The 21,173-nt window shown below is 73.4% G+C and carries 20 protein-coding genes; 7 read left to right on the top strand and 13 right to left on the bottom strand.

Annotated features, from left to right (window positions below):
• Nucleotides 1–138: 138 nt before the first annotated feature.
• Complete coding sequence (locus E9998_RS05855) at nucleotides 139–2,055, top strand: elongation factor G (protein WP_136528760.1); 1,917 nt, start codon at nucleotides 139–141, stop codon at nucleotides 2,053–2,055.
• A complete protein-coding gene (locus tag E9998_RS05850) occupies nucleotides 2,052–2,804 on the top strand; it encodes a GNAT family N-acetyltransferase (protein ID WP_136528759.1) in 753 nt (250 codons plus the stop codon). Before E9998_RS05855 ends, E9998_RS05850 begins: the two co-directional genes overlap by 4 nt.
• A 252-nt stretch (nucleotides 2,805–3,056) precedes the next feature.
• On the opposite strand, the gene E9998_RS05845 is transcribed toward E9998_RS05850, so the two are convergent.
• Entirely contained in the window at nucleotides 3,057–3,500 is a 444-nt protein-coding gene (locus tag E9998_RS05845; protein WP_136528758.1) for a hypothetical protein, read from the bottom strand.
• 30 nt (nucleotides 3,501–3,530) lie between these two features.
• Nucleotides 3,531–4,157, bottom strand: a complete 627-nt coding sequence (locus tag E9998_RS05840) for a GNAT family N-acetyltransferase (RefSeq protein ID WP_136528757.1) — start codon at nucleotides 4,155–4,157, stop codon at nucleotides 3,531–3,533.
• A gap of 105 nt (nucleotides 4,158–4,262) precedes the next feature.
• On the opposite strand from E9998_RS05840, the gene E9998_RS05835 reads away from it, so the two are divergent.
• Nucleotides 4,263–4,598 (top strand): hypothetical protein, encoded by a 336-nt coding sequence (locus tag E9998_RS05835; RefSeq protein WP_136528756.1) that lies wholly within the window; start codon nucleotides 4,263–4,265, stop codon nucleotides 4,596–4,598.
• 19 nt (nucleotides 4,599–4,617) lie between these two features.
• Here E9998_RS05835 and E9998_RS05830 read toward each other — a convergent pair whose 3' ends face one another.
• On the bottom strand, nucleotides 4,618–5,475 hold the full coding sequence (locus E9998_RS05830) for a sigma-70 family RNA polymerase sigma factor (protein ID WP_136528755.1): 858 nt from the start codon (nucleotides 5,473–5,475) through the stop codon (nucleotides 4,618–4,620).
• Between the two features lie 61 nt (nucleotides 5,476–5,536).
• A complete protein-coding gene (locus E9998_RS05825) occupies nucleotides 5,537–6,106 on the bottom strand; it encodes a TetR/AcrR family transcriptional regulator (protein ID WP_136528754.1) in 570 nt (189 codons plus the stop codon).
• A 102-nt stretch (nucleotides 6,107–6,208) separates the two neighbouring features.
• Between E9998_RS05825 and E9998_RS05820 the strand changes: the two genes are divergently transcribed.
• On the top strand, nucleotides 6,209–6,613 hold the full coding sequence (locus E9998_RS05820) for a DUF4267 domain-containing protein (protein WP_192907044.1): 405 nt from the start codon (nucleotides 6,209–6,211) through the stop codon (nucleotides 6,611–6,613).
• Between the two features lie 76 nt (nucleotides 6,614–6,689).
• On the opposite strand, the gene E9998_RS05815 is transcribed toward E9998_RS05820, so the two are convergent.
• Nucleotides 6,690–7,988 (bottom strand): MFS transporter, encoded by a 1,299-nt coding sequence (locus E9998_RS05815; protein ID WP_136528752.1) that lies wholly within the window; start codon nucleotides 7,986–7,988, stop codon nucleotides 6,690–6,692.
• Between the two features lie 91 nt (nucleotides 7,989–8,079).
• Between E9998_RS05815 and E9998_RS05810 the strand changes: the two genes are divergently transcribed.
• On the top strand, nucleotides 8,080–8,625 hold the full coding sequence (locus E9998_RS05810) for an ArsR/SmtB family transcription factor (RefSeq protein ID WP_204745266.1): 546 nt from the start codon (nucleotides 8,080–8,082) through the stop codon (nucleotides 8,623–8,625).
• A gap of 128 nt (nucleotides 8,626–8,753) precedes the next feature.
• On the opposite strand, the gene E9998_RS05805 is transcribed toward E9998_RS05810, so the two are convergent.
• Both E9998_RS05805 and glpK read right to left on the bottom strand, forming a co-directional pair.
• A complete protein-coding gene (locus E9998_RS05805) occupies nucleotides 8,754–10,367 on the bottom strand; it encodes a glycerol-3-phosphate dehydrogenase/oxidase (protein WP_136528751.1) in 1,614 nt (537 codons plus the stop codon).
• A 26-nt stretch (nucleotides 10,368–10,393) separates the two neighbouring features.
• A complete protein-coding gene (gene glpK, locus E9998_RS05800) occupies nucleotides 10,394–11,923 on the bottom strand; it encodes a glycerol kinase GlpK (protein ID WP_136528750.1) in 1,530 nt (509 codons plus the stop codon).
• A 266-nt stretch (nucleotides 11,924–12,189) separates the two neighbouring features.
• Between glpK and E9998_RS05795 the strand changes: the two genes are divergently transcribed.
• Nucleotides 12,190–13,047: an alpha/beta fold hydrolase gene (locus E9998_RS05795; protein WP_136528749.1), complete on the top strand. Its 858-nt coding sequence runs from the start codon at nucleotides 12,190–12,192 to the stop codon at nucleotides 13,045–13,047.
• Nucleotides 13,048–13,159: 112 nt separating this feature from the next.
• On the opposite strand, the gene E9998_RS05790 is transcribed toward E9998_RS05795, so the two are convergent.
• Complete coding sequence (locus E9998_RS05790) at nucleotides 13,160–14,437, bottom strand: cellulose-binding domain-containing protein (RefSeq protein WP_136528748.1); 1,278 nt, start codon at nucleotides 14,435–14,437, stop codon at nucleotides 13,160–13,162.
• A gap of 225 nt (nucleotides 14,438–14,662) precedes the next feature.
• On the opposite strand from E9998_RS05790, the gene E9998_RS05785 reads away from it, so the two are divergent.
• Nucleotides 14,663–15,550 carry an SMP-30/gluconolactonase/LRE family protein gene (locus E9998_RS05785; RefSeq protein WP_136528747.1) on the top strand — a complete coding sequence of 296 codons (888 nt, stop codon included), beginning with the start codon at nucleotides 14,663–14,665 and terminating at the stop codon, nucleotides 15,548–15,550.
• Here the strand turns inward: E9998_RS05785 and E9998_RS26675 are convergent.
• The 5 genes from E9998_RS26675 to E9998_RS05760 are packed head-to-tail and all read right to left on the bottom strand — an operon-like array spanning nucleotide 15,547 to nucleotide 20,663.
• The gene (locus tag E9998_RS26675) at nucleotides 15,547–17,238 is read right to left on the bottom strand and encodes an acyl-CoA dehydrogenase family protein (protein WP_136528746.1); all 1,692 of its coding nucleotides are present in this window, start codon (nucleotides 17,236–17,238) and stop codon (nucleotides 15,547–15,549) included. The genes E9998_RS05785 and E9998_RS26675 overlap by 4 nt on opposite strands.
• A complete protein-coding gene (locus tag E9998_RS05775; RefSeq protein WP_136528745.1) occupies nucleotides 17,235–18,224 on the bottom strand; it encodes a 3-oxoacyl-ACP synthase III family protein in 990 nt (329 codons plus the stop codon). Before E9998_RS05775 ends, E9998_RS26675 begins: the two co-directional genes overlap by 4 nt.
• Nucleotides 18,221–19,189, bottom strand: a complete 969-nt coding sequence (locus tag E9998_RS05770; protein WP_158299702.1) for a beta-ketoacyl synthase chain length factor — start codon at nucleotides 19,187–19,189, stop codon at nucleotides 18,221–18,223. The genes E9998_RS05775 and E9998_RS05770 overlap by 4 nt, the downstream gene beginning before the upstream one ends.
• The gene (locus tag E9998_RS05765; protein ID WP_136528743.1) at nucleotides 19,180–20,388 is read right to left on the bottom strand and encodes a beta-ketoacyl-[acyl-carrier-protein] synthase family protein; all 1,209 of its coding nucleotides are present in this window, start codon (nucleotides 20,386–20,388) and stop codon (nucleotides 19,180–19,182) included. The genes E9998_RS05770 and E9998_RS05765 overlap by 10 nt, the downstream gene beginning before the upstream one ends.
• Nucleotides 20,385–20,663: an acyl carrier protein gene (locus E9998_RS05760; protein WP_136528742.1), complete on the bottom strand. Its 279-nt coding sequence runs from the start codon at nucleotides 20,661–20,663 to the stop codon at nucleotides 20,385–20,387. The genes E9998_RS05765 and E9998_RS05760 overlap by 4 nt, the downstream gene beginning before the upstream one ends.
• Between the last annotated feature and the right edge of the window lie 510 nt (nucleotides 20,664–21,173).

Genomic DNA, 21,173 nt, shown 5'->3' with positions numbered 1-21,173 from the left:
GCGGGCGCGGCGGGTTCTTCTAGCGTCGGGCGCATCGTCGGATCGACGTGTCAGTCCTGGAAGCGAAGGGGATCACCATGCGCCGAACTTCGGAGTACGCCATCCGAAACCAGCCGATCTCTACTCCGAGGACTGTCCTTGTCGTATCTCAATCTGGGGATTCTCGCCCATGTCGACGCCGGTAAGACGAGCCTGACCGAGCGGCTCCTGTTCGACGCGGGGATCATCGACCGCGTCGGCAGCGTCGACTCCGGCAGCACGCAGACCGACTCGATGGAGCTGGAGCGCCGCCGCGGCATCACCATCCAGTCGGCGGTCGTCGCGTTCCGCCTGGGCGCCACCACCGTCAATCTCATCGACACGCCCGGCCACACCGACTTCATCGCCGAGGTGGAGCGGGCCCTGCGCGTGCTCGACGGCGCGGTCCTGGTCGTCTCCGCCGTGGAGGGCGTCCAGGCGCAGACGCGCGTCCTGTTCCGCACCCTGGAGCGCCTCGGCGTGCCGACGCTCCTGTTCGTCAACAAGATCGACCGTCGCGGCGCCCGCGAGGCCGACCTGCTCGACGACCTCGCCGCGATGCTGAGCCCGCGGCTGCTCCCGATGGGGACGGTCGAGGCGATCGGCACCCCCGGCGCCGCGCCGGTGCCGTTCGACTTCGGCGAGCGCGCCTTCGCCGACCGGGCCGCGGACCTGCTGTCGGCGAGTTCGGACGCGTTCCTGGAGGCCTACCTCGACCGGCCCGGGTCGCTCGACTACGGGGCCGAGCTGGCTGCGCAGGTGCGCTCGGGCCGCGTGCACCCGGTGTACTTCGGGTCGGCGGTGACCGGCGCGGGTGCGGCGGCGCTGGCCGAGGGGGTGCGGCGGTTCCTGCCGGTCCCCCACGGCGATCCGGACGCCGAAGCGCGCGGGTCGGTGTTCAAAGTGGAGCATCGTGGGCAGAAGGTCGCGTACGTGCGCCTGCGCGCGGGCCGGATCGCGCCGCGCGACGTGCTGACGGCGTACCGCCGCGGCGAGTTCGGCGCGGTCGAGTCCCACGAGGGCAAGGTGACGGCCGTGGAGGTCTTCGACCACGGCACGGGCACCGTCCCCGGCGACGCCGGACCGGGTTCGATCGCGAAGGTGAAGGGCCTCACCGACATCCGCATCGGGGACGCGATCGGGTCCCCCGAGGGCCTGGCGAGCGGCGGCCTGTTCACGCCGCCGACCCTGGAGACCGTGGTGCGCCCGGCCGACCCCGAGGACCGCATCCGGCTCAACCGGGCCCTGCTCAGCCTCGCCGAACGCGACCCGCTGGTCGACCCGCACCTGGACGAACTGTCCGAGGAGACGGCGGTGCGCCTGTACGGGGAGGTGCAGAAAGAGGTCGTGGCCTCGCTCCTCGACCAGGAGTTCGGCATCGGCGTCGAGTTCGAGGAGACCCGCGCGATCCACGTCGAGCGGCCCGTCACGACCGCGGAGGCGCTGCACGAGATGGGCCCGTGGCAGCAGACGCCGAACCTCGCGACCGTGGGGCTGCGCATGGAGCCGGGCGAGCCCGGTTCGGGCGTGGACTACGGGCTCGAAGTCGAGCGCGGCTCGCTGACGCGGGCGCTGCGCAACGCCGTGGAGGAGGCGGTGTTCGAGTACCTGCGCCGCGGCCCGTACGGCTGGGCCGTCACCGACTGCCGGGTGCGGCTCACCGCGACCGGCTACATCGGACGGGCGAGCACGGCCGGGCACTTCCGCGACACGACGCGGTTCCTGCTCGGCGAGATGCTCGCCGAAGCGGGCACAGTCGTGTGCGAGCCGGTCAACCGCTTCGACGTCGAGTTCCCGGCCGGGACGGGCAACGCCGTGCTCAAGACCCTCGGCGAGGCCCGCTCGGACATCAAGGGCCAGTTCTCGACCGAGACCACCGGGTACGTCTCGGGGTTCATGCCGACCGAGGCGGTGCACGGCGTCGAGCGGCGGCTGCCGGGCCTCACCGAGGGCCTCGCGCTGTTCACCACCGAGTTCGCCGAGTACCGACCGGTGTTCGGCCCGCCGCCGCACCGCGGCGCGGGAGGTGCGCGATGACGCTGCGGGTGGCCAAGACCGGCGGCCGGTGGGAGGCCAGGTCAGCGGGGGCGCTGGCCGGTCGGGCGCACTGCTGGACGCGCCCGGACGGGAAGCGCTTCGCGGACTTCGTGTCCGAGGACGCCGCGGTGATCGCCGCGCTCAGCGCCGCGGTCACCGAGGACGGGCGCGCGCTCCACACGACCGCCGACGTCGCCGACGCGGACGCGCTGCGGCGCCTGGCCGAGGCCGGGTTCGTGGGCGAGCGCTACGAGCACCGCTGGACGGTGCCCGTCACGGTCGCCGCGGACTGGGACGACGCCGCGCTGGCGCCGTTCGAGGTCCGCTCCCCCGAGGACTCGGACGCGTCCGCGCTGCGGGTCCTCGACGACGAGCTGCGCGCGGACATCCCGGGCCTGCGGGGCTGGCGGTGGAGCCGCGAGGCGTGGGAGGCCGAACACGCCTCGCCCGCTTACGATCCGGCCCTGTACCCGGTCCTGCGCGACGGGCAGCGGTTCGCGGGCATGGCGCGCGTCTGGTCCAATCCGGGCGGCCCGCGCCTCGGTCTCGTGGCGGTCACCCGCCCGTACCGGCGCCGCGGCCTCGGCGCGGCCCTGCTCGCGCGGTTGTTCCGGGAGCTGCGCGAGCGCGGCGAGACCGAAGTGGCGACCGAGTGCGACGCGGCGAACACGGCCTCGCACGCGCTGCTCGCGAAGGCGGGCGGCCGGATCGTCGGCGGCGAGGTGGAGCTGGTGGCCCGGCCCGCCTGAGTCGAAGAGGCGCCGCCTCGGCCCGACCGAGACCGCAGGCGGCGCACCGCACGGGCGGTCGCGTACTACACGGTAGTGCTGCATGAGACCACAACGGCTGCAACCGGACCCGTTCCGACGCCGCGGCGGCGTCGGAACGGGTCCGGTCGTCAGGCGGTCGAACTGCACGACCGCCGTATGAGACTTGAACGGCCGCACCCGAATGCCGATCGACCTGGGTCAACGCGTCGAACAAGCCGAGGCGTCGGGTCGTCAGCTCGCGTCGAACGCTTCGACCGGGGCCGGCCTGCGCCTGCGGAGCGGCCGACTCGCAGTGGCGACCGCGACGGCGAGGTTGCAGGCGGCGAGCGCGGCCGGGCCGGTGTACTCCGGCCAGAGGCCGGTCAGCGTCACGGTGGCGTACCCCGCGAGCACCGCGATCGGGGTCGAGAGCGCGTAGAGCCAGGGCCGTGGGAGGCGCGCCAGCGCCGCGGCGGCCGGGCCGACGAAGACGGTGAGCAGCAGGGAGCCCTCGGCGCCGAGGATGACAGGGCCCCAGCCGTAGCTGTCCTCCGGTTCGGGGAGCAGCCCGGCGAGATGTGCGATGGCGAAGAAGAGCGCCACCAGTGCCGCCAGTTGCGCAATGGTGACCAGCAGCGACATGCCGCCGCGTGCGAGCAGCGGCCTGGTGTCCTTTTCGGTGGGACTCGTCGTCATAGGGCGGAACGGTACGGGAGGGACCCTCCCTCATTCGGGACGCGCGCGGCGGCGGGCGACGCGTTCGCGGAGGGCCGCTTCGGTGGCGGGCCATTCGTCGCGGACGACCGAGTACATCGCCGAGTCGCGGAGGCGGCCGTCCTCACCCTGCGCCCAGGAGCGGGACCAGTTGCGGAGGACGCCTTCGAATCGCGCGCCGGTGGCGGCGATGGCGGCGCGGGAGCGGGCGTTGCGGGCGTCGGTCTTGAGGTCGACCCGGTCGACGCCGAGGGCGGTGAAGGCGTGGGTGAGGAGCAGGAGCTTCGCCTCGGCGTTGAGGCCGGTGCCCTGGGCGGAGGCGGCGAGCCAGGTGAAGCCGATCTCGATCGCGTAGAGGCCGCGGTCGGGGAGGCGGCGCGGGTCCCACAGCGCGGTCGCGCCGACCGGAGCGCCGGTGGCGCGGTCGATCTGGGCGTACGGGCCGAGCAGTCCGGCGTCGCGCCGTTCGAGCTGCTGGCCGATGTAGTCGTCCACTTCGGATGCCGAAGGGACCCAGGTGAAGGCGTACGGGGACCGGTCCTCCTCGGCCGCGGCGGCGAGGCCGGCCGCGTGGCGGCGGTCGAGGGGTTCGAGGCGCACGAGGTCGCCTTCCAGCTGCGGTGCGTCGAACGGTGTCATGGCGGGCTCCTGTCGGCGGGTCGGGGCCGCGACAGCGTACGACGCGCGGGCGGCGGCGGCCGCCGGGTTTCCCGCCTGTCGGACCGCCGTGCTTGCATGGGAGGCATGGCAGCACCGAAGCGGCCGGGTGTCGTGCTCCGTTCCGAGCGTTCGCCCGGTCAGTACCACTCCATGCGGGCCCATGTGGACGACGAGGGCACGCTGCACGTCGAAGGCGAGGACGTGGACCCCCTGCTCGACTCGTTCGTGGGGAAGGGCGAGGTCGAGTGGTCCTACAAGGTGCGGGCCGAGCACCTCCCCGCGCTGGTCGAGGCGCTCGGCGGCGAGCCGGGCGCGGACGTGATCGACCTGCTCGCGGAGCGGTACACCGGCGAGGGGTCCTACGAGTTGAAGCGGGTCCTCAACAGCCGGGTCGTACCGGTCGAACGCTTCCTGTACTGACCGGTTGCGGCCCGGGCGGTCACAGCTCGGTCAGTTCGAGTGCGGCGATGGCGTCGGGGTCGTTGACGATCGCGATGGCGGTCACGCGGCCTTCGGCCACGGTGAAGGCCAGGACCGAGCGCGGGGTGCCGCCGGGGGCCCACATCGCGCCGACGGCGCCGTCTACCAGGACCGGGAACGCCGCGCGGGCCTTGCCGTTGAAGATCGCCGCGACGGCCTTCGCGCCGATGACCTCGCGTCCGGCGAAGCCGGTGGCGACGGCGGCCTCGTCGGCGACGACCGTGATGCCGGGGTCGAGGACCTCCAGGAGGTCCTCGAAGCGCCCGTCCCTGGCGGCGGCGAGGAAGGCCTCGACCACGGCGCGCTGCAAGGGCGCGTCGGGGACGGCGCCGCCGCGGACCCGGCGGCGGGCGCGGCTGGCGAGCTGCCTGGCGGCCTCGGGGGTGCGGTCGAGGACGGCGGCGACGCGGTCGAAGGGCACGCCGAACAGGTCGTGGAGGACGAAGGCGATCCGCTCGGGCGGGTTGAGCGAGTCGAGGACCACTTGGAGGGCGTGGCCGACGGCGTCGGTCAGGACCGCGCGGTCCTCGGGGCCGCCTTCGGGCCCGGGGTCGGCGGCGACGGGCAGGTCGGCGTCCAAGGCGTCCTCGCGGCGGGTCCGGCGCGAGCGCAGCAGGTTGAGGCACACCCGCGACAGGACGGTGGTGAGCCAGCCGCGGAGGTTCTCGACTTCGCCGGTGTCGGTGCGGGCGAAGCGGATCCAGGTCTCCTGGAGGGCGTCGTCGGCCTCGCCGGTGCTGCCGAGCATCCGGTAGGCCACGGCCCTCAGGTGGTCGCGGTGCTCCTCGAAGCGCTGCACCTGGAAGTCTCGGTTCATCGGTCCGCCTTTCACGTCGGTCGACTCTACTGACCCGCCGGGCGGCTCGGACGTGACCGCCTCAGGGCCTCGTGAAGAGGTCGAGCAGGATCGGCAGGCGCTTTTCGAGGAGGTCGGGGCGCAGTCGACCGTCGCGGCCCAGGGCGGCCAGGCCGTGGATCGCCGCCCAGCCGACCTCGGTGAACGCGTCGGGGTCGCGGTCGCCCGCGAGCGGCGCGAACACCGCGTACAGCTCCGCGAAGGCGGCCTTGAGGACCTCGGGGGCGTCGGCGCCGAAGGGCAGGCCTTCGGCGAGGGTGAAGATCGCCTCGAACAGGGCGGGGTTGGCGGACGCGAAGTCGAGGTAGGCCTGGGCGACGGCCGCGACCTCCCCGCCCGGTTCGGCGGCGGCCCTGGCCTTCTTGAAGACCTCGGTGAGTTCGGCGATGCCCTGGAGGGCCACGGCGTCGACGATCGCGCCGCGGCCGGCGAAGTGGCTGTAGAGGACGGGCTGGCTGTACTCGATCCGCTCGGCGAGTTTGCGGACGGTCACCGAGGGCCAGCCGTCGGCCTCGGCCATCTCGCGGGCGGCGTTGACGATGAGCGTTTCGCGTTGAGCGCGTTCGCGTTCGCGGCGCTGTTGTGTAGCCATGATCACGATACTAGCACCGCTAGACATTCGAGCGAGGCTATGCTAGCGTCATTCATGTTCCTAGCAACGCTAGATTTCCTAGCCGCAATCAAGGAGTCCCCCATGACCCGCCGCATCATCGCCGACGCCCTCACCGTCATCAGCGTCCTCTTCGTCTTCTCCTTCGGCCTCCAGTACCTCTTCACCCCCGCCGAGGTCGCCCCCAGCATGGGCTTCGCCCACTGGCCCACCGGGGAGGCCGCCGAATTCCTCAGCGTCAAGGGCGTGCGCGACCTCGCCTCCGCAATCGTGATCCTGGTCCTGCTGGCGATCCGCGAGCGCCGCGCGCTCGGCTGGGTCCTGCTCGCCATCGCGCTCATCCCGATCGGCGACGGCTCGCTCATCCTCGTCCACGACGGCAGCACCGCCGCCGCGTTCGGCATCCACTACGCGACCGCGGTCGCGGTCATCGTCACCGGCCTGCTCCAGCTCTCGGTCGCCAAGCGCGCCAAGGCCGTCGCGGCCTGACATGGGTCCGCCCGGCGGCGGGCGCCGACGAGGCTCGGCGCGCCGCCACCGGGCGGACCCGGACGTGGGAGACGGTTCAGGCGGCCGCTCCCACGGGCTCGTGCTCGGGATCGGGCAGGGTCCGCATGTTCCGCAGCGGCGAGAGGAACACCGGCAGGACCGACAGGCAGAACCCTGCCGCGGCGATCCACAGCGTGTTCCGCGCCCCGAGCGCCTGGCCGAGGGCGCCGCCCACCAGCGCGCCGACGGCGTAGGTGCCGTACACGATGAAGCGCACGGTCGCGTTCATGCGGCCGAGCATCCCGTCGGGGGTCAGGCGCTGGCGGAAGCTCACCTGCGTCACGTTGTAGACCACGGCGCCGAGGCCGACGAACGCCATCGCGGCCGCCGCGATCCAGATCCGCCAGCCGGGTTCGGCGGCCGGGGTGAGGAGCACCCACGGCGAGGTCACGGCGACCGAGACCCAGACGACGCGCCCCTCCCCCAGCAGGCGGGTGGCGGCGCCGACGGTGAACGCGCCGAACACGCCGCCGACGCCGAACAGGGCGAAGAACAGGCCGATCTCGCCGGGGCTCAAGCCGATGTCGCGGGGCAGGAACACGACGATCATCGCCATGAACGCGCCCATCCAGAAGTTCCAGGTGCCCGTGCACGCCACGATCGAGGCGAGGATGCGGTTCCCGAAGACGAACCTCAGGCCGTCCTTGATCTCGGCGCCGATCCGCGAGCCGTGGGCCACGACCGGCCGGGGTTCGCGGCGGCGGATGCGCAGCAGGAGCAGGGCCGAGGCGCCCATCGCGGCGGCGTCGAAGGCCAGCGCGACGGGCGCGGTGAGCCATTCGATGAGCTGCCCGGCGAGGACGGGCCCGCCGAGCTGGGCGGTCGAGCGCACGGTCTCGAGTTTGGCGTTGCCCTCGACGAGGTGCTTGCGGCCCACGAGGTGGGGCAGGTAGCTCTGGTACGAGACGTCGAAGAAGACGGTGAAGATGCCGATGACCAGGGCGACGGCGTAGAGGTGCCAGATGGTGAGGGCGTCGGCCCACCAGGCGAGGGGGACGGTGAAGAGGACGGCGGCGCGCACGACGTCGCTGACGATGAGGACCCTGCGGCGGCGCATCCGGTCGACCCACGCGCCGGCGGGGAGGCCGATGAGCAGGAAGGCGATCATCGTCATGGAGGAGAGCACGCCGACTTCGAGCTCTGAGACGTCGAGTGCGATGACGGCCGCGAGGGGCAGGGCGAGGGAGGTGATCTGGTAGCCGAACTGCGCGACGGTCGTGGAGAGGAAGAGGTCGCGGAAGTCGTGGTCGCGGAGGAGGCCGAGCCGGTCGGGTTCGGCGGTCAGCGCCGCCTCCGGGTCGCCGATGGTCGTCATGCGATTGAGTATTCCCAATCGATTGGGAATTGTCAATCGGTCATGTCGCGACGTGGTGTGCGATCGACTCTGGACCCCCTAGGATGGTGGCGTGGCAGAGGAGCGCGGACCCGAGCGGTACAAGGATCACCGGCGGCTGGCCTCGGAGGCCGAGGCGAAGGCGGTGGCCTCGGCGGTCCGGCTGCGGATTCTTCGCATGTGCCTCGACCAGGCGCTCACGAACAAGGAGATCGCCCAGCGGCTCGGGTCGAACCCGGCGACGGTGCTGCACCATGTGCGCAAGCTCGTCGACACGGGGTTCCTGGCGCCGCAGGAGGAGCGGACCGGCGCGCGCGGGGCGCGCGAGATCCCGTACCTGGCGACGCGCAAGTCCTGGGCGCTGCGGCTGGGCGAGGAGTTCTGGTCGGACATGTCGACGGCGATGATGGACGTGTTCCAGACCGAGGTCGCGCAGCTGGGCGACCCGTCGAAGGTGAACGCCGCCCGGCTCGGCCTGCGCATGAACGAGGAGCAGTACGAGGCGGTGAACAAGCGCTTCAAGATGCTCTTGAACGACCTCGCGGAGATGCAGCCGGGTCCGGGCGCGAAGCCGTACTCGCTGTTCCTGGCGATCCACCCCGACGCGACCCGCGACTGAGAGGGAACGCGAGGAGGGCTCGGAGCGCAGGCGCCCCCGGCTTCAACGATCGCTCGGGGGTGTGACAGCGGTGGTGCGGGCGGGAATGCGGGCCGGCTTCACGTGTTCGGTGGTCTGGTGCGGCGGGTTCACCTGCGGTCGAGGAGGGCCTGGACTTCGGCTCTGATCTCCGGGGTGTCGAGGCCTCGGATCTTGAGGGTGGTGCGGCGGCGGAGGACGTCGTCGGGGGTGGCGGCCCATTCCATGTCGCGGGCGTAGACGACCTGGGCCCAGATCTCGGGCGCGTCGGGGTGGAGGCGCTCGGCGAGTTCGGGGTGCTCCCCCGCGAGTCGGGCGATGTCGAAGGCGATGGAGCCGTAGTGGGTCGCGAGGTGCACGGCGGTGTCCGCGCCGAGGTCGGTGAGCGGCGAGCCGCCGTCGGACAGGAGCCGGTGGGCGACGGCGTGCGGGTTCGCGATGCCGGGCAGGGGCAGGCGGCGCGGCAGGTTCGCCAGCGGCTCCCTCTCGGCGCCGAGCGAGTACCCGGGCAGGCGCGCGAGCTTCGCCATGACCGTCCGTCCGATGTGGCGGAACGTGGTCCACTTGCCGCCCGCCACCGAGAGCATCCCGCCGCGGCCCTCGGAGAGCACCGTCTCGCGCCGGGCCTTCGCGGTGTCGCCGGGACCGCCGGGCAGGACCCGGAGCCCGGCGAAGGCGTAGGTGATGAGTTCGGGCCGCAGCTGGTCGGAGCGGACGGACACGCCCGCCTCGTCGAGGATCTGCGTGATGTCCCGGCGGTTCGCGGCGACCTCGCCGGGGTCGCCCTCGTAGGCCTCGTCGGTGGTGCCCAGCAGCAGCATGTCCTCCCAGGGCACCGCGAAGGTGATGCGGTACCGGTCGATCGGCGTCGCCAGCGCGGCCCGCCAGTGCGCGGTGCGCTTGAGGACGAGGTGGGCGCCTTTGGAGAGGCGGATGGAGGGGTTCGCGCCGGGGTGCTCCATGCGGCGGAGGTGGTCGACCCAGGGCCCGGTGGCGTTGAGGACGACGTGGGCGGCCACGCCGAACTCGGTGCCGTCGAGCCGGTCGCGCAGGTCGGCGCCGCAGACGCGGCCGCGGACGGTGCGCAGGGCGGTGACCTCGGCGTGGTTGAGCACGGCCGCACCGGATTCGACGGCGGCGCGGACGGTCATGAGGGCCATCCGGGAGTCGTTCATCTGGCTGTCGCCGTAGACGGCGACCGCTTTGAGGTGCTCGGTGCGCAGTTCGGGCACGGCCATGCGGGCCTTGGCGGGGTTGAGGAGGTGGCCGACGCCGTCACCGAAGCCGGAGAGCGCGGAGTAGGCGAAGACGCCGGCGCCGAGTTTGGCGGCGCCGTGGGGGCCGCCGCGGTAGACGGGGAGGTAGAAGGTGAGCGGGCGGGCGAGGTGGGGGGCGACCTGGCGGGTGACGGCGCGGCGTTCGAAGTGGTTCTCGGCGACGAGGCGCACGGCGCCGGTCTGGAGGTAGCGCAGGCCGCCGTGGAGGAGTTTGGTGGAGGCCGAGGAGGTGGCGCCGGCGAAGTCGCCGGCGTCGACGAGGGCGACGCGCAGGCCGGACTGGGCGGCGTGCCAGGCGGTGGAGATGCCGAGGATGCCGCCGCCGATGACGAGGAGGTCGAAGGTGGACCGTGTGAGTTCGGCGCGTTCGGCGGCCCGGTCGGGCCGTTCGCCGCTGTAGGCGGCCGGTCGGGTCGCCGCGAGGGGGTCGTGCCGCGCTGCGCCCATGGCCGGCCTCCTTTCGTCACCTGATGCTATTCGCTCAGCCAGCCTTTGGTCCGCTCAACGGCTTTGAGCCAGTTGCGGTATTCGCCCGCGCGGGTCTCGGGGTCCATGCGGGGTGTCCATTCGGCGTCGCGGCGCCAGTTGGCGCGCAGGTCCTCGGTGCCGTTCCAGAAGCCGACGGCGAGTCCGGCGGCGTAGGCGGCGCCGAGGCAGGTGGTCTCGGCGACGACGGGGCGCACGACGGGGGCGTCGAGGACGTCGGCGAGGATCTGCATGAGGAGGCCGTTGGCGGTCATGCCGCCGTCCACTTTAAGCGCGGTGAGTTCGGCGCCGGAGTCGGCGGTCATGGCGTCGGTGATCTCGCGGGTCTGCCAGGCGGTCGCTTCGAGGACGGCGCGGGCGAGGTGGGCCTTGGTGACGTAGCGGGTGAGTCCGGCGATGACGCCGCGGGCGTCGGAGCGCCAGTAGGGGGCGAAGAGGCCGGAGAAGGCCGGGACGATGTAGGCGCCGCCGTTGTCGGCGACGGTGGCGGCGAGGGTCTCGATCTCGGCGGCGTCGGCGATGAGGCCCATCTGGTCGCGCATCCACTGGACGAGGGAGCCGGTGACGGCGATGGAGCCTTCGAGGGCGTAGACGGGGTCGGCGCGGCCGATGCGGTAGCCGACGGTGGTGAGGAGGCCCGATTCGGAGCGGATGGGCGCTTCGCCGGTGTTCATGAGCATGAAGGTGCCGGTGCCGTACGTGGACTTGGCCTCGCCGACGTCGAAGCAGGTCTGTCCGAACAGGGCGGCCTGCTGGTCGCCGAGGGCGGCGGCGACGGGGACGCCGGCGAGGAGGTCGCCGAGGGGGCCTCCGGCGACGTGGCCGTAGACCTCCGAGGAGGAGCGGATCTCGGGGAGGACGCGGGTCGGGACGCCGATCGCGGCGGCGATGTCCTCGTTCCACGCCAGGTCGTCGAGGTTCATGAGGAGGGTGCGGGAGGCGTTGGTGACGTCGGTGACGTGGACGCCGCCGTTGACGCCGCCGGTGAGGTTCCAGACGATCCAGGAGTCCATGGTGCCGAACAGGAGGTCGCCCGCTTCGGCGCGTTCGCGCAGGCCCGCGACGTTGTCGAGGAGCCAGGCGATCTTGGGCCCGGCGAAGTAGGCGGCGAGCGGCAGGCCGGTCTCGCGGCGGAACCGGTCCTGGCCGGCGTCGCCGCCGAGGCGCTCGCAGAGGGCGTCGGTGCGGGTGTCCTGCCAGACGATCGCGTTGTGGACGGGCCTGCCGGTGCGCCGGTCCCACAGGAGGGTGGTCTCGCGCTGGTTGGTGATGCCGACGGCGAGGACGTCGTCGTGCCCGGCCCCGGCCTTGACCATCGCGCCCGCGACGACCTCCTGGACGTTCCGCCAGATCTCGGCGGCGTCGTGCTCGACCCAGCCGGGCCGGGGCAGGATCTGGGCGTGCTCCTTCTGGTCGACGGCGACCGCGCGCCCCGCGTGGTCGAAGAGGATGCAGCGCGAGGACGTGGTGCCCTGGTCGATCGCGGCGATGTACGGTCCGGCGTGCGTGTCGGTCATGGTGCGCTCCAGAGGCGGGTCGCGAAAAGCGGGTCGGGTCGATTGTGTCGCCACCGGGCGGCGGGCGCGAGCCGGACCGGGACCTTTCGGCGTCCCGGTCTTCGCGGACTCGGTCTTCGAGGACTCGGTGTTCGACGGCTTGGTTTTCAGCGGCTTGGTTTTCAGCGGCTCGAGTCTCGCCGGACCCGCCGATTCCGGTGCGCCGCTGAATCCGGCGGTCCAGTCTCGTCTGTACAGGAGACACCCGAAAGAACGAGGAGACCACCATGACCGAACCGCAGACCCGCACCATCGAGGCGCCCGGCGCCGTCCTGCACTACGACGTCCGCGAGGGCGGCGACGCGGGGCCGACGCTGCTCGTCGTCGGCTCGCCGATGGCCGCCGCGGGATTCGCGACCCTCGCCGGGCACTTCGCCGACCGGCGCGTGGTCACCTACGACCCGCGCGGGTCCGAACGCAGCCCGCGCACCGACGGCGCCGAGGAGACCACGCCCGAGGAGCACGCCGACGACCTCCACCGCGTCATCGCCGCGATCGGCTCCGAGCCGGTCGACGTGTTCGCCAGCAGCGGCGGCGCCGTGAACGCGCTCGCGCTCGTCGCGAAGCACCCCGGGCAGGTCCGGGTCCTCGTGGCGCACGAGCCGCCCGCGCCGCAGGAGCTCGACGACCGCGAGGCCGTGCTGGCGGTGTGCCGCGACATCCGCGAGACCTACCTGAAGTCGGGCTTCGGCCCGGCGATGGCGAAGTTCATCGCGCTCGTCTCCTACGACGGCCCGGTGCCCGCCGACTACCTGGAGGCGCCCGCGCCCGACCCGGCCGCGTTCGGCCTCCCGTCCGAGGACGACGGCTCCCGCGACGACCCGCTGCTGGGCCAGAACATGGTCACCTGCAACGCCTACCGCCAGGACTGGGACGCGATCCGCGCCGCCGCCACGCGCGTCGTGATCGCCGTCGGCGAGGACTCGGGGCAGACGATGGCGGCCCGAGCGGCCCGCGCCGACGCCGAAGCGCTCGGCGGCGAGGCCGTCGTCCTCCCCGGCGACCACGGCGGCTTCCTCGGCGGCGAGTACGGCCAGACCGGCAAGCCCGACGAGTTCGCGGCCGCACTGCGCGCGCTCCTGTAAGACGCGACGGCCGGACCGGTCCGGGACCTGGGACGGTCCCGGACCGGTCCGGCCTCAGCCCCCGCCTTCCGGTCCGGGGACTGCGGACGGGCCCGGGCCCGCCGGTCGCGGGTCAGTAGCCGTAGCGGCTCTTCAAGTGGCGCCACCAGTCGCGGAGCATCCACTGGTCGAACTCGGTGATGGTCGAGGACGAGCCCGCCAGCATGATGAAGCAGCACTGGCCCGAGGGCGTCCAGTCGTAGAAGTCGTCCAGACCGAACGTGTGCCCGAGTTCATGCAGGTAGATCGTGATCTGGCTGGAGTTCAACGAGTTCACGAAGTATTCCTGGCCCATGCGCTGGCCCCAGTCGCCGCCCGCGCCGCCGCCCATGCCCTGGGTGAGCCACAGGCTCTGGTCGTAGTGGTGCGTCTCGCCGCCGGGGCACTGGGAGTAGTTCCCGTCCTGGTGGAAGAACCGGCCGCAGTCCTCTGAGCACTGCGGCGCGTTCTCGCGGATGTCGCCGATGTAGACGTCGACCGAGTCGTCCGACCACTGGAGGAGGTTGCGGTCGCGGGCGGCCCAGCCGACCACGTTCACCTCGATCTGGTCGAACGGGAACTCGCTCCATCCGGCCATCTGGTCGAACCACAGGTCGTACTGGTCCTGGAGTTTCGCCTCGATCGCGTCGCGGGTCTGGGCGTTCACGGTGTTCTGCGAGTCCCAGCGGACGCAGTAGTCGATCGTGCCGCCGGTGGCCATGATCTGGTCCCACCCGAAGTTGCGGAAGTTCAGGTTGTAGGTGTCCTCGACGTGCGCCCAGACCTCGTCGAGCGGCTGGACCAGGTTCGAGGGCGGGTTCCACTCGTCCTGCCCGGTGCCGCCGGTCGGCTCCTCGGTGGGCTCCTCGGTGACGTTCGTGGGCGGGTCGGTCGGCACCGGCTCGGTGTCGCCGGTGCATTCGTCGCCGTTGAGCCAGAACGTCTCCGGAGCGGAGGTCTCGTCGCCCGAGAAGGTGCCGGAGAATCCGAAGGAGACGCTGCCCGCGGCGGGCACGCGCCCGTTGTAGGCCTCGGCGTCGGCGCTCACGCGGGTGCCCGACTGGGCGGTCTTGGCGTTCCAGGCGTTCTGGACGCGCTGGCCGTCGGTGAAGTTCCACTCCAGGCGCCAGGTGTCGATCGGGGCGTCGCCGAGGTTGGTGATGGCCACGTCGGCGTTGAAGCCGCCGGGCCACTGGGCGGTCACCTGGTAGTCCACGGCGCATCCGGCCTCGGCGGCCGAGGCGTTCGCGATGGTGAACGCGCCGGCGCCGCACGCGGCCACGGCGGCGGAGGCGGCGACCACGGCGCGCAGGCGCCTGCGGGCGCGGCCCGGTGGTGCGGGTGATGGCGTGTCGGGGAGTGCCGGTCCCATGCAGTAGTCCCGTCTGTCGGTGCGGCCGGGCCCTTCCCGGCCGGTCGTGACGTGCGCGGATCGACATTGATATCGATCACATTCGATAGGTTATGCCCGGAGGCACGGGCGGACAAGGGCTCGGAGGCCCGTGGGGGTTTCCGAAATCGCACTCGTCGGGGCCGGGCGGTCGGCGGCGCGCGGCGGCGCTAGATTCCTCCCACCAGGACGACGGAGGAGTGACCGATGGGCAAGAGCGCCGTGCGCTTCGAGGTGTTCGACGAGCGCTGGAACGTGGCGGGCGACGACTCGCTGGAGTGCCTGTACTCGGACGGGCGCTGGACCGAGGGCCCGGTCTACGTGCCTTCGGGCCGGTACCTGCTGTTCAGCGACATCCCCAACGACCGGGTCATGCGCTGGGACGAGACCGACGGCTCGGTGAGCGTCTTCCGCTCCCCCGCCCGCTACGCCAACGGGCACACGCTCGACCGGCAGGGCCGCCTCGTCTCGTGCGAGCAGGGTTCGCGCAGCGTGACCCGGACCGAGCTCGACGGCTCGGTCACCACGATCGCCGACCGCTGGAACGGCCTGCGGTTCAACAGCCCCAACGACGCCGTGGTCGCCGACGACGGCGCGGTCTGGTTCACCGACCCGCCGTACGGGATCACCAGCGACTACGAGGGCCACCGGGCCGAGCCGGAGATCGACGGCTGCCACGTCTACCGCGCCGACCCCTCGGGCCGCGTCGACCGCGTCGCGGACGACTTCGACCGGCCCAACGGCCTGGCCTTCTCCCCCGACGGTTCGGTGCTCTACATCGCCGACACCAGGCGCAAGCACCTGCGCCGCTTCACCGTCGAGGGCGACGGCCTCTCCGGCGGCGAGGTCTTCGCCGAGTCGCCCTCGGGCGGCTTCGACGGCCTCCGCGTCGACGTCGAGGGCCGCGTCTGGGCCGCCGCCTCCGACGTCCACTGCTTCGACCCCGACGGCACGCACCTCGCGACGCTCCCGGTCCCCCAGCCCGCCGTCTCCAACCTCGTCTTCGGCGGGCCCAAGCGCAACCGGCTGTTCATCACCGCCACCGACTCGGTGTACTCGATGATGCTGAACACCAACGGGACCTGGCGCCTCTAGCCGAGGTCGGCGAACCCGTACCGGTCGGCGAAGGCCGCCAGGTGGTCGGGCTCGCCCAGGAACGTGCCGAGGTGGGCGGGCTCGAAACCGAACCCGTCCACGATGGACGAAACCTTCGGCAGGAGCCGGTCGCACAGCTCATGGGCGCGGCGTTCGAGGGCGCTCGCCGGGACCGCGAGCCCGCAGCGCTGGAGGCTCGCGGCCCGGCGGCGGGCCCAGGCCGCGCCGTGGAGTGCCGCCAGGTCGCCGCCCTCGGGCGCGAAGCGCTCCATGAGCAGGCGTTCGGCGTGCACGGCGGCGGTCTCGATCGCGAGTTCCAGCTGCCCGTTCCAGACCCCGAACTCGTCCTCGGCGACCGCGCGGGACTGCGCGAGGCGCTCGCGGAGGGTCGCGACGAGGCGCCGCTCGCAGGAGCGCGCCAGCGCGAGGAAGTCGGCGGCGGTGCGGGGCTCGTCGGGCGGGTCGTCCTCGGGGGCTTCGTATCCGGCGGCGAGGCTGCGGGCGGTGTCGAGGCGGATGAGGGTGTTGTCGCCGCCTGCGGTGCGGTAGGCGTCCATGAGGGACTGGTAGGCGAGGAGTTTCGGGGTGGCGGCGTAGCCGAGGGCGCCGCAGTGCTCGCGGCATTCGGTGACGGCGCGCCAGGCGGTGTCGACGGCGACGGCCTTGTAGAGGGGCAGGAGCGGGTCGACGGCGGACCAGGGGACCCAGGCGGTGGAGGCGCCGGCGGGTTCGGGCGCGGGGTCGCCGGGTTCGGTGAGGCTGGTGATCGCGCAGGCGTCGGCGAGGGCGGTGAGGAGCGCGATGTGCTGGTTGCGGTAGTCGAGGAGCGGGCGGGGTCCGCTGAGGCGGTCGGCGGTGAGCCTGGTGCGGGAGTAGCGGATCGCGATGGTCGCGGCGGCTCGGGCGGCTGCCGCGGCCGCGGCTGTGATGGCGTGCCAGGTGGCGACGCCGACGGACATGGAGCGGCGGAGGCGGGCGTCGGGGGTGCCGAGGGGGTCGGTGAGGCGGCCGCGGTCGTCGATGGCGGCGCCGTCGCTGTGCCAGGCGTCGAAGGGGAGGCGGAGGCCGTCGAAGGCGACGGCGGCGAAGTCGACGGGGAGGGCGGTGGAGCCGTCGACCGGGCTCAGGCGCAGACCGGGCGGGGTGCCGTGGGGGCCGCCGATGCGCAGGGCGAAGGTGAAGACGCCGTGGGCGGTGCCGCCGGTGACGAGGCGGGCGTAGACGAGTGCGGTCTTGGGGACGTCGGAGGGCGCGGCGTTGGTGGGGAACTTGACGGCCGCGGGTGTGGGGGTGCGGAGGGTGAATTCGCGGGTGGCGGTGTCGTAGTGGGCTTCGGTGGCGATGGCGCCGTGGCTGTTGGAGCGTCCGGCCTCGGTCATGAGGAGGATGCCGGTGTCGTCGCCGACGCGGGCGAGGGCGGCGGCGGGGTCGGGTGCGAAGCGGGCGATGCCGTTGAGGCACAGGCAGTAGTGGAGGACGGAGAGGTGGAACAGGAGGGGGTCGCGGACGGTGGTCCAGGTGGCGAGGTCGCGGAGGCGGTCGCGGTCGGCGAGGAGGTCGGGGGCGGGTCCGGCTACGGCGCGGATGCGGGCGAGGGCGGCGTAGGCGTGGGCGTGGAGTGCGGCGGGGTCGGCGTTCGGGGGCCGGTCGAAGGCGGGGTCGGCGAGGAGGCGTCGCAGGTCGGTCATGTCGGTTCCCCTGTGGTCGTGTCGGGCCAGCGCAGGAGTGCGGCGCCCCAGGTGAGTCCGGCGCCGACGGCCATGAGGAGGACGGTGGCGCCGGGGGTGAGCCGGTCGGCGGCGTGGGTGAGGGCGGTGGGGATGGAGCCGGCGCCGATGTTGCCGAGGCGTTCGCCGATGACGACGAGTTTGTCCTCGGGGATGCCGGCGGCGGCGGCGTACATGCGGAGGGTGCGGGGGTTGGGCTGGTGGGGTACGAGGAGGTCGAGGTCGTCGAGGGTGAGGCCGTGTTCGGCGACGGTGTCGGCGAGCATGGCGTCGAAGCGTTCGGGGAGGGCCTTGCGGATGGCGGCGGCGTCCATGCGGATGCGGTGGGCGCCGGGGTGTTCGGGGTGGCGGCTGCCGCCGGCGGGGATGAGGACGGTGTCGGCGAGGGTGCCGTCGGCGCCGAGGCGGATGGATCGGAGGCCTTGTCCGTCGGGGACGGGTGCGATGACGCTGGCGCCGGCGCCGTCGCCGAAGATCGCGGCGGTGGCGCGGTCGGCGGGGTCGAGGAAGCGGGAGTAGGTCTCGACGCCGATGACGAGGGCGGGCGGGGCGCCGGGGCGGGCGGCGAGCCAGTCGCGGGCGACGGCGAGGCCGTAGAGGTATCCGGCGCAGGCGGCGCCGACGTCGAGGGGGACGGCCTGGGCGGCGCCGAGGAGGGCTTGGACGCGGCAGGCGGTGGAGGGTCCGAGTTCGTCGGGTGTGGAGGTGCCGAGGACGATGAGGCCGATGTCGGCGGGGGTGAGTCCGGCGTTGCGGAGGGCGGCGCGGGCGGCGTGGGCGGCGAGGTCGGAGGCGGCCTGTCCCGGTGCGGCCCTGCGGCGTTCGCGGATGCCGGTGGCGTCGTGGACCCAGCGGGCGGGGACGCCGAGGGCGGCGGCGACCTCGTCGTTGCCGACGACGGTGTCGGGTGCGTAGGTGCCGGTGGCGACGATGCCCCAGTCGGTCATGCGTTCCTCCCGATGACGCAGGCGGCGGTGCCGGTGCGGTCGATGGCGGTGAGTGCGAAGCAGGTGCCGGGCGCGGTGGCGTCGAGGGCGGCGGCGAGGGCGAATCCGAGGGTGGCGGCGCCGGTGTCGCCGGTGCGGTGGGCGTGCCGGAGTTTCGCGGGGTCGCCGAGGGCGGTGCGGATCGCGTCGCGTTCGGCGGGGCCGTTGCCGTCGGGTCCGGCGGTGGCCGCGACGGCGGTGACGGCGGCGCGCGGGAGGCCGGATTCGTTGAGGGCGTTGCGTATGGCGGTGGTGAGGGCGGCGGCTGGGTCGTGGCCGCGGGCGGTGGCGACGCCGGTGACGCGGGGGCCGGGCGCGTCGTCGAGGACGAGGCGGAACAGGGCGCAGCCTTCGCCGACGGGGACGGGTTCGGCGTCGGCGGGGCGGGCGGCGTGTTCGAGCCAGGCCCGTTCGGGGGTGGCCTCTTCGGCGGCGCCGCACAGGACCTGGTCGGCGCGTCCGGCGGCGAGGAGGCGGCGGGCGTGGCGCAGGGCCTGGGCGAAGGCGATGCGGCCGCCGCGGAGGGCGGTGTTGGGGCCGGTGACGCGGTGGCGGATGGCGCACTGGCCGGAGCCGTAGTTCATGACGGCGACGGGGAAGGCGCCGGGGTCGATCTGGTAGGGCCGGGGTTTGGTGACGGAGTCGGCGCCGAGGCGCATGGCGGTGGCGAAGCTGCCGGAGGCGGAGGCGAGGAGGATCGCGGTGCGGGCGCGGTCGGTGCCGGGGGCGGCGGCGAGGAGGCGGCCGGTCGCGGCGACCGCGAGCGCGGTGGCGCGGTCCATGGACCGGATGCCCTTGGGCCCCGCGGCGGCGGCGATGTCGAGGCCGGGAACGCGGAGGACGCCGGGCGGCGGCAGGTGGGGCCCGTGTTCGGCGGGGCCGCCGTCGGGTCGGGCGGGGAGCGCGGTGCGGCCGGCTATGCGCATGGGGCCCTGCCGATCAGGACGACGGCGTTGGTGCCGCCGAAGCCGAAGCCGTGGTTCTCGACGAGGTCGAGGCGGGCCGGACGGGCGGTGTTGGGGACGCAGTCGACGGCGCATTCGGCGTCGGTGCGGCGGTGGTTGATCGTGGGCGGGAGGGTCTGGGTCTCGATGGCGGCGATCGCGGCGATGGCCCCGAGCGCGGCGGAGGCGCCCATGGCGTGGCCGAGCATGGATTTGACGGCGGTGAGGGGCGGGGGCCGGTCGCCGAAGACGGCGCGGACGGCGCGGGCCTCGTTGACGTCGTTGACGGGGGTGCCGGTGCCGTGGGCGCTGATGGCGTCCACTCCGGATGGATCGGCACCGGCGTCGCGGAGGGCGAGGCGGATGCAGGCGGCGACGGAGTCGCGGTCGGGGGCGACGGGGTGGACGGCGTCGCAGTTGACGGCCCCGCCGCGGATCTCGGCGCGGACGCGGGCGCCGCGGGCGGTCGCGTGCTCGGCGGTTTCGAGGACGAGGACGCCCGCGCCCTCCCCCGGCACGGTCCCGGCGCGGTCGGCGTCGAAGGGGCGGCAGGCGTCGGGCGCGAGGGTGCCGACGCGGTGGAAGCCGGTGAACATGCGGCGGCCGAACGCGTCCGCGCCGCCGCACAGGACCACGTCGGCCTCGCCGAGGCGGATCGCGTCGAGCCCTTGGACGATGGCGTGGTTCCCGGCGGCGCAGGCCGCGGCGATGTCGACGGTCTCGGCTCCGGGCAGGCCGAGTTCGGCGGCGACGCGGCCGGCGCAGGAGGCGGTGTAGCGGGCGGCGACCGCGGGGTCGAATCCGGCGGGTCCTTCGGCGGCGACGGCGGCGGCGAGCCGGTCCTCTTCGGCCGCTTCGCAGTCGCTGACGCCGAGGGCGATGAGGACCCGTTCGCCGCGCAGCGCCTCGGGGTCGAGTCCGGCGTCGGCGAGGGCGAGCCGGGCGGCGGCGACGGCCATCGCCGCGGTGCGCCCGGCCGAGGCCGGTTCGGCGAGCCAGTCCTCGGGCGCGAAGTCGGGGACCTGGCAGGCGTGGCGGATGCGGTACCCGGCGGTGTCGAACGCGGTGACGTCCTGGAGGCCGGAGGCTCCGGCCAGGAGCGCGGCGGTGAACGCCTCCCGGCCGGTGCCTATGGCGCTGACGGGCCCGACGCCGGTGACGGCGGCGCTGCGCGCGTTCACCGGGCGGCCTTGGCGGCGACCAGGTCCCGGATCTGCGAGAAGCGCGTGGGCGGGTCGCCCGCGTCGGTGTCGAGCCCGAGTTCGTCTTCGAGGACGGCGGCGATCTCGGCGAGCTGGAGCGAGTCGGCCTCCAGTTCCTCCCGGAAGTCGGCGTCGTCGCCGACCGCTTCGGGCTCGGTCTCCAGCACCCGCGCGACGAGCGCGCGGGCGCGTTCGACGGGATCGGCGTCGGCCACGGCGTCGTCGGCGATGCTGTCGGCGGGGGCGTCGGTCATGGGAGTTCCCTTCGGTTCGGCGGAGGCCGGGTCTAGAACGGCGTTCGGTGTCGAGTTCGGGGCGGCCGGTGAATGCCGCACGGTTCATGTCGCGGTGCGACCCGTTCCGCGTAGCGGGTCGGTCGGGTCCGCTGGGCTTGGATGGCCGTCGACCGGGCCTGAACGAAACCTCCTGTGGCCGTGTTCGATCGGTGCTGTGCCGAGTTCGGGGCGGCCGCTGAGGGCCGCATGGTTCATGTCGCGGTGCGATCCGCGTAGCGGGTCGGTCGGGCCGGAGGGTCTTGGGCGGCGGTCGACCAGGTCTGAGCGAAACCCCCTGTCGCCCTCTTCGATCGGCGCTGCGCGAGTCCGTCTCCCGCGCACCCGGAAGCTTCGGCACCGGATTCGGACCCGGCTCCGTCGTGGGAGGGAGCCCCGGTCCGGGTCTCGGTGATGGACGGGCCCGCGAGTCGTCGGCGCCGAAACCGATCGCCGCCGAGCGGCCCGAGTCCGGGCCCGTCCCGACCCGGA

Origin of the sequence: Glycomyces paridis, assembly GCF_004912155.1 — a bacterium.
Lineage (GTDB): Bacteria > Actinomycetota > Actinomycetes > Mycobacteriales > Micromonosporaceae > Glycomyces > Glycomyces paridis.
Note: the sequence above shows the minus strand (reverse complement) of the source record. Positions and strands in the feature narration are given on the sequence as shown.

Coding starts and splice junctions, on each gene's coding strand:
- E9998_RS05805 (WP_136528751.1), bottom strand. CDS start 10,367: ATGGGCGCAGCGCGGCACGACCCCCTCGCGGCGACCCGACCGGCCGCC.
- E9998_RS05840 (WP_136528757.1), bottom strand. CDS start 4,157: ATGACACCGTTCGACGCACCGCAGCTGGAAGGCGACCTCGTGCGCCTC.
- E9998_RS05795 (WP_136528749.1), top strand. CDS start 12,190: ATGACCGAACCGCAGACCCGCACCATCGAGGCGCCCGGCGCCGTCCTG.
- E9998_RS05775 (WP_136528745.1), bottom strand. CDS start 18,224: ATGACCGACTGGGGCATCGTCGCCACCGGCACCTACGCACCCGACACC.
- glpK (WP_136528750.1), bottom strand. CDS start 11,923: ATGACCGACACGCACGCCGGACCGTACATCGCCGCGATCGACCAGGGC.
- E9998_RS05835 (WP_136528756.1), top strand. CDS start 4,263: ATGGCAGCACCGAAGCGGCCGGGTGTCGTGCTCCGTTCCGAGCGTTCG.
- E9998_RS05790 (WP_136528748.1), bottom strand. CDS start 14,437: ATGGGACCGGCACTCCCCGACACGCCATCACCCGCACCACCGGGCCGC.
- E9998_RS05825 (WP_136528754.1), bottom strand. CDS start 6,106: ATGGCTACACAACAGCGCCGCGAACGCGAACGCGCTCAACGCGAAACG.
- E9998_RS05845 (WP_136528758.1), bottom strand. CDS start 3,500: ATGACGACGAGTCCCACCGAAAAGGACACCAGGCCGCTGCTCGCACGC.
- E9998_RS05820 (WP_192907044.1), top strand. CDS start 6,209: ATGACCCGCCGCATCATCGCCGACGCCCTCACCGTCATCAGCGTCCTC.
- E9998_RS05815 (WP_136528752.1), bottom strand. CDS start 7,988: ATGACGACCATCGGCGACCCGGAGGCGGCGCTGACCGCCGAACCCGAC.
- E9998_RS05760 (WP_136528742.1), bottom strand. CDS start 20,663: ATGACCGACGCCCCCGCCGACAGCATCGCCGACGACGCCGTGGCCGAC.
- E9998_RS26675 (WP_136528746.1), bottom strand. CDS start 17,238: ATGACCGACCTGCGACGCCTCCTCGCCGACCCCGCCTTCGACCGGCCC.
- E9998_RS05830 (WP_136528755.1), bottom strand. CDS start 5,475: ATGAACCGAGACTTCCAGGTGCAGCGCTTCGAGGAGCACCGCGACCAC.
- E9998_RS05770 (WP_158299702.1), bottom strand. CDS start 19,189: ATGCGCATAGCCGGCCGCACCGCGCTCCCCGCCCGACCCGACGGCGGC.
- E9998_RS05785 (WP_136528747.1), top strand. CDS start 14,663: ATGGGCAAGAGCGCCGTGCGCTTCGAGGTGTTCGACGAGCGCTGGAAC.
- E9998_RS05850 (WP_136528759.1), top strand. CDS start 2,052: ATGACGCTGCGGGTGGCCAAGACCGGCGGCCGGTGGGAGGCCAGGTCA.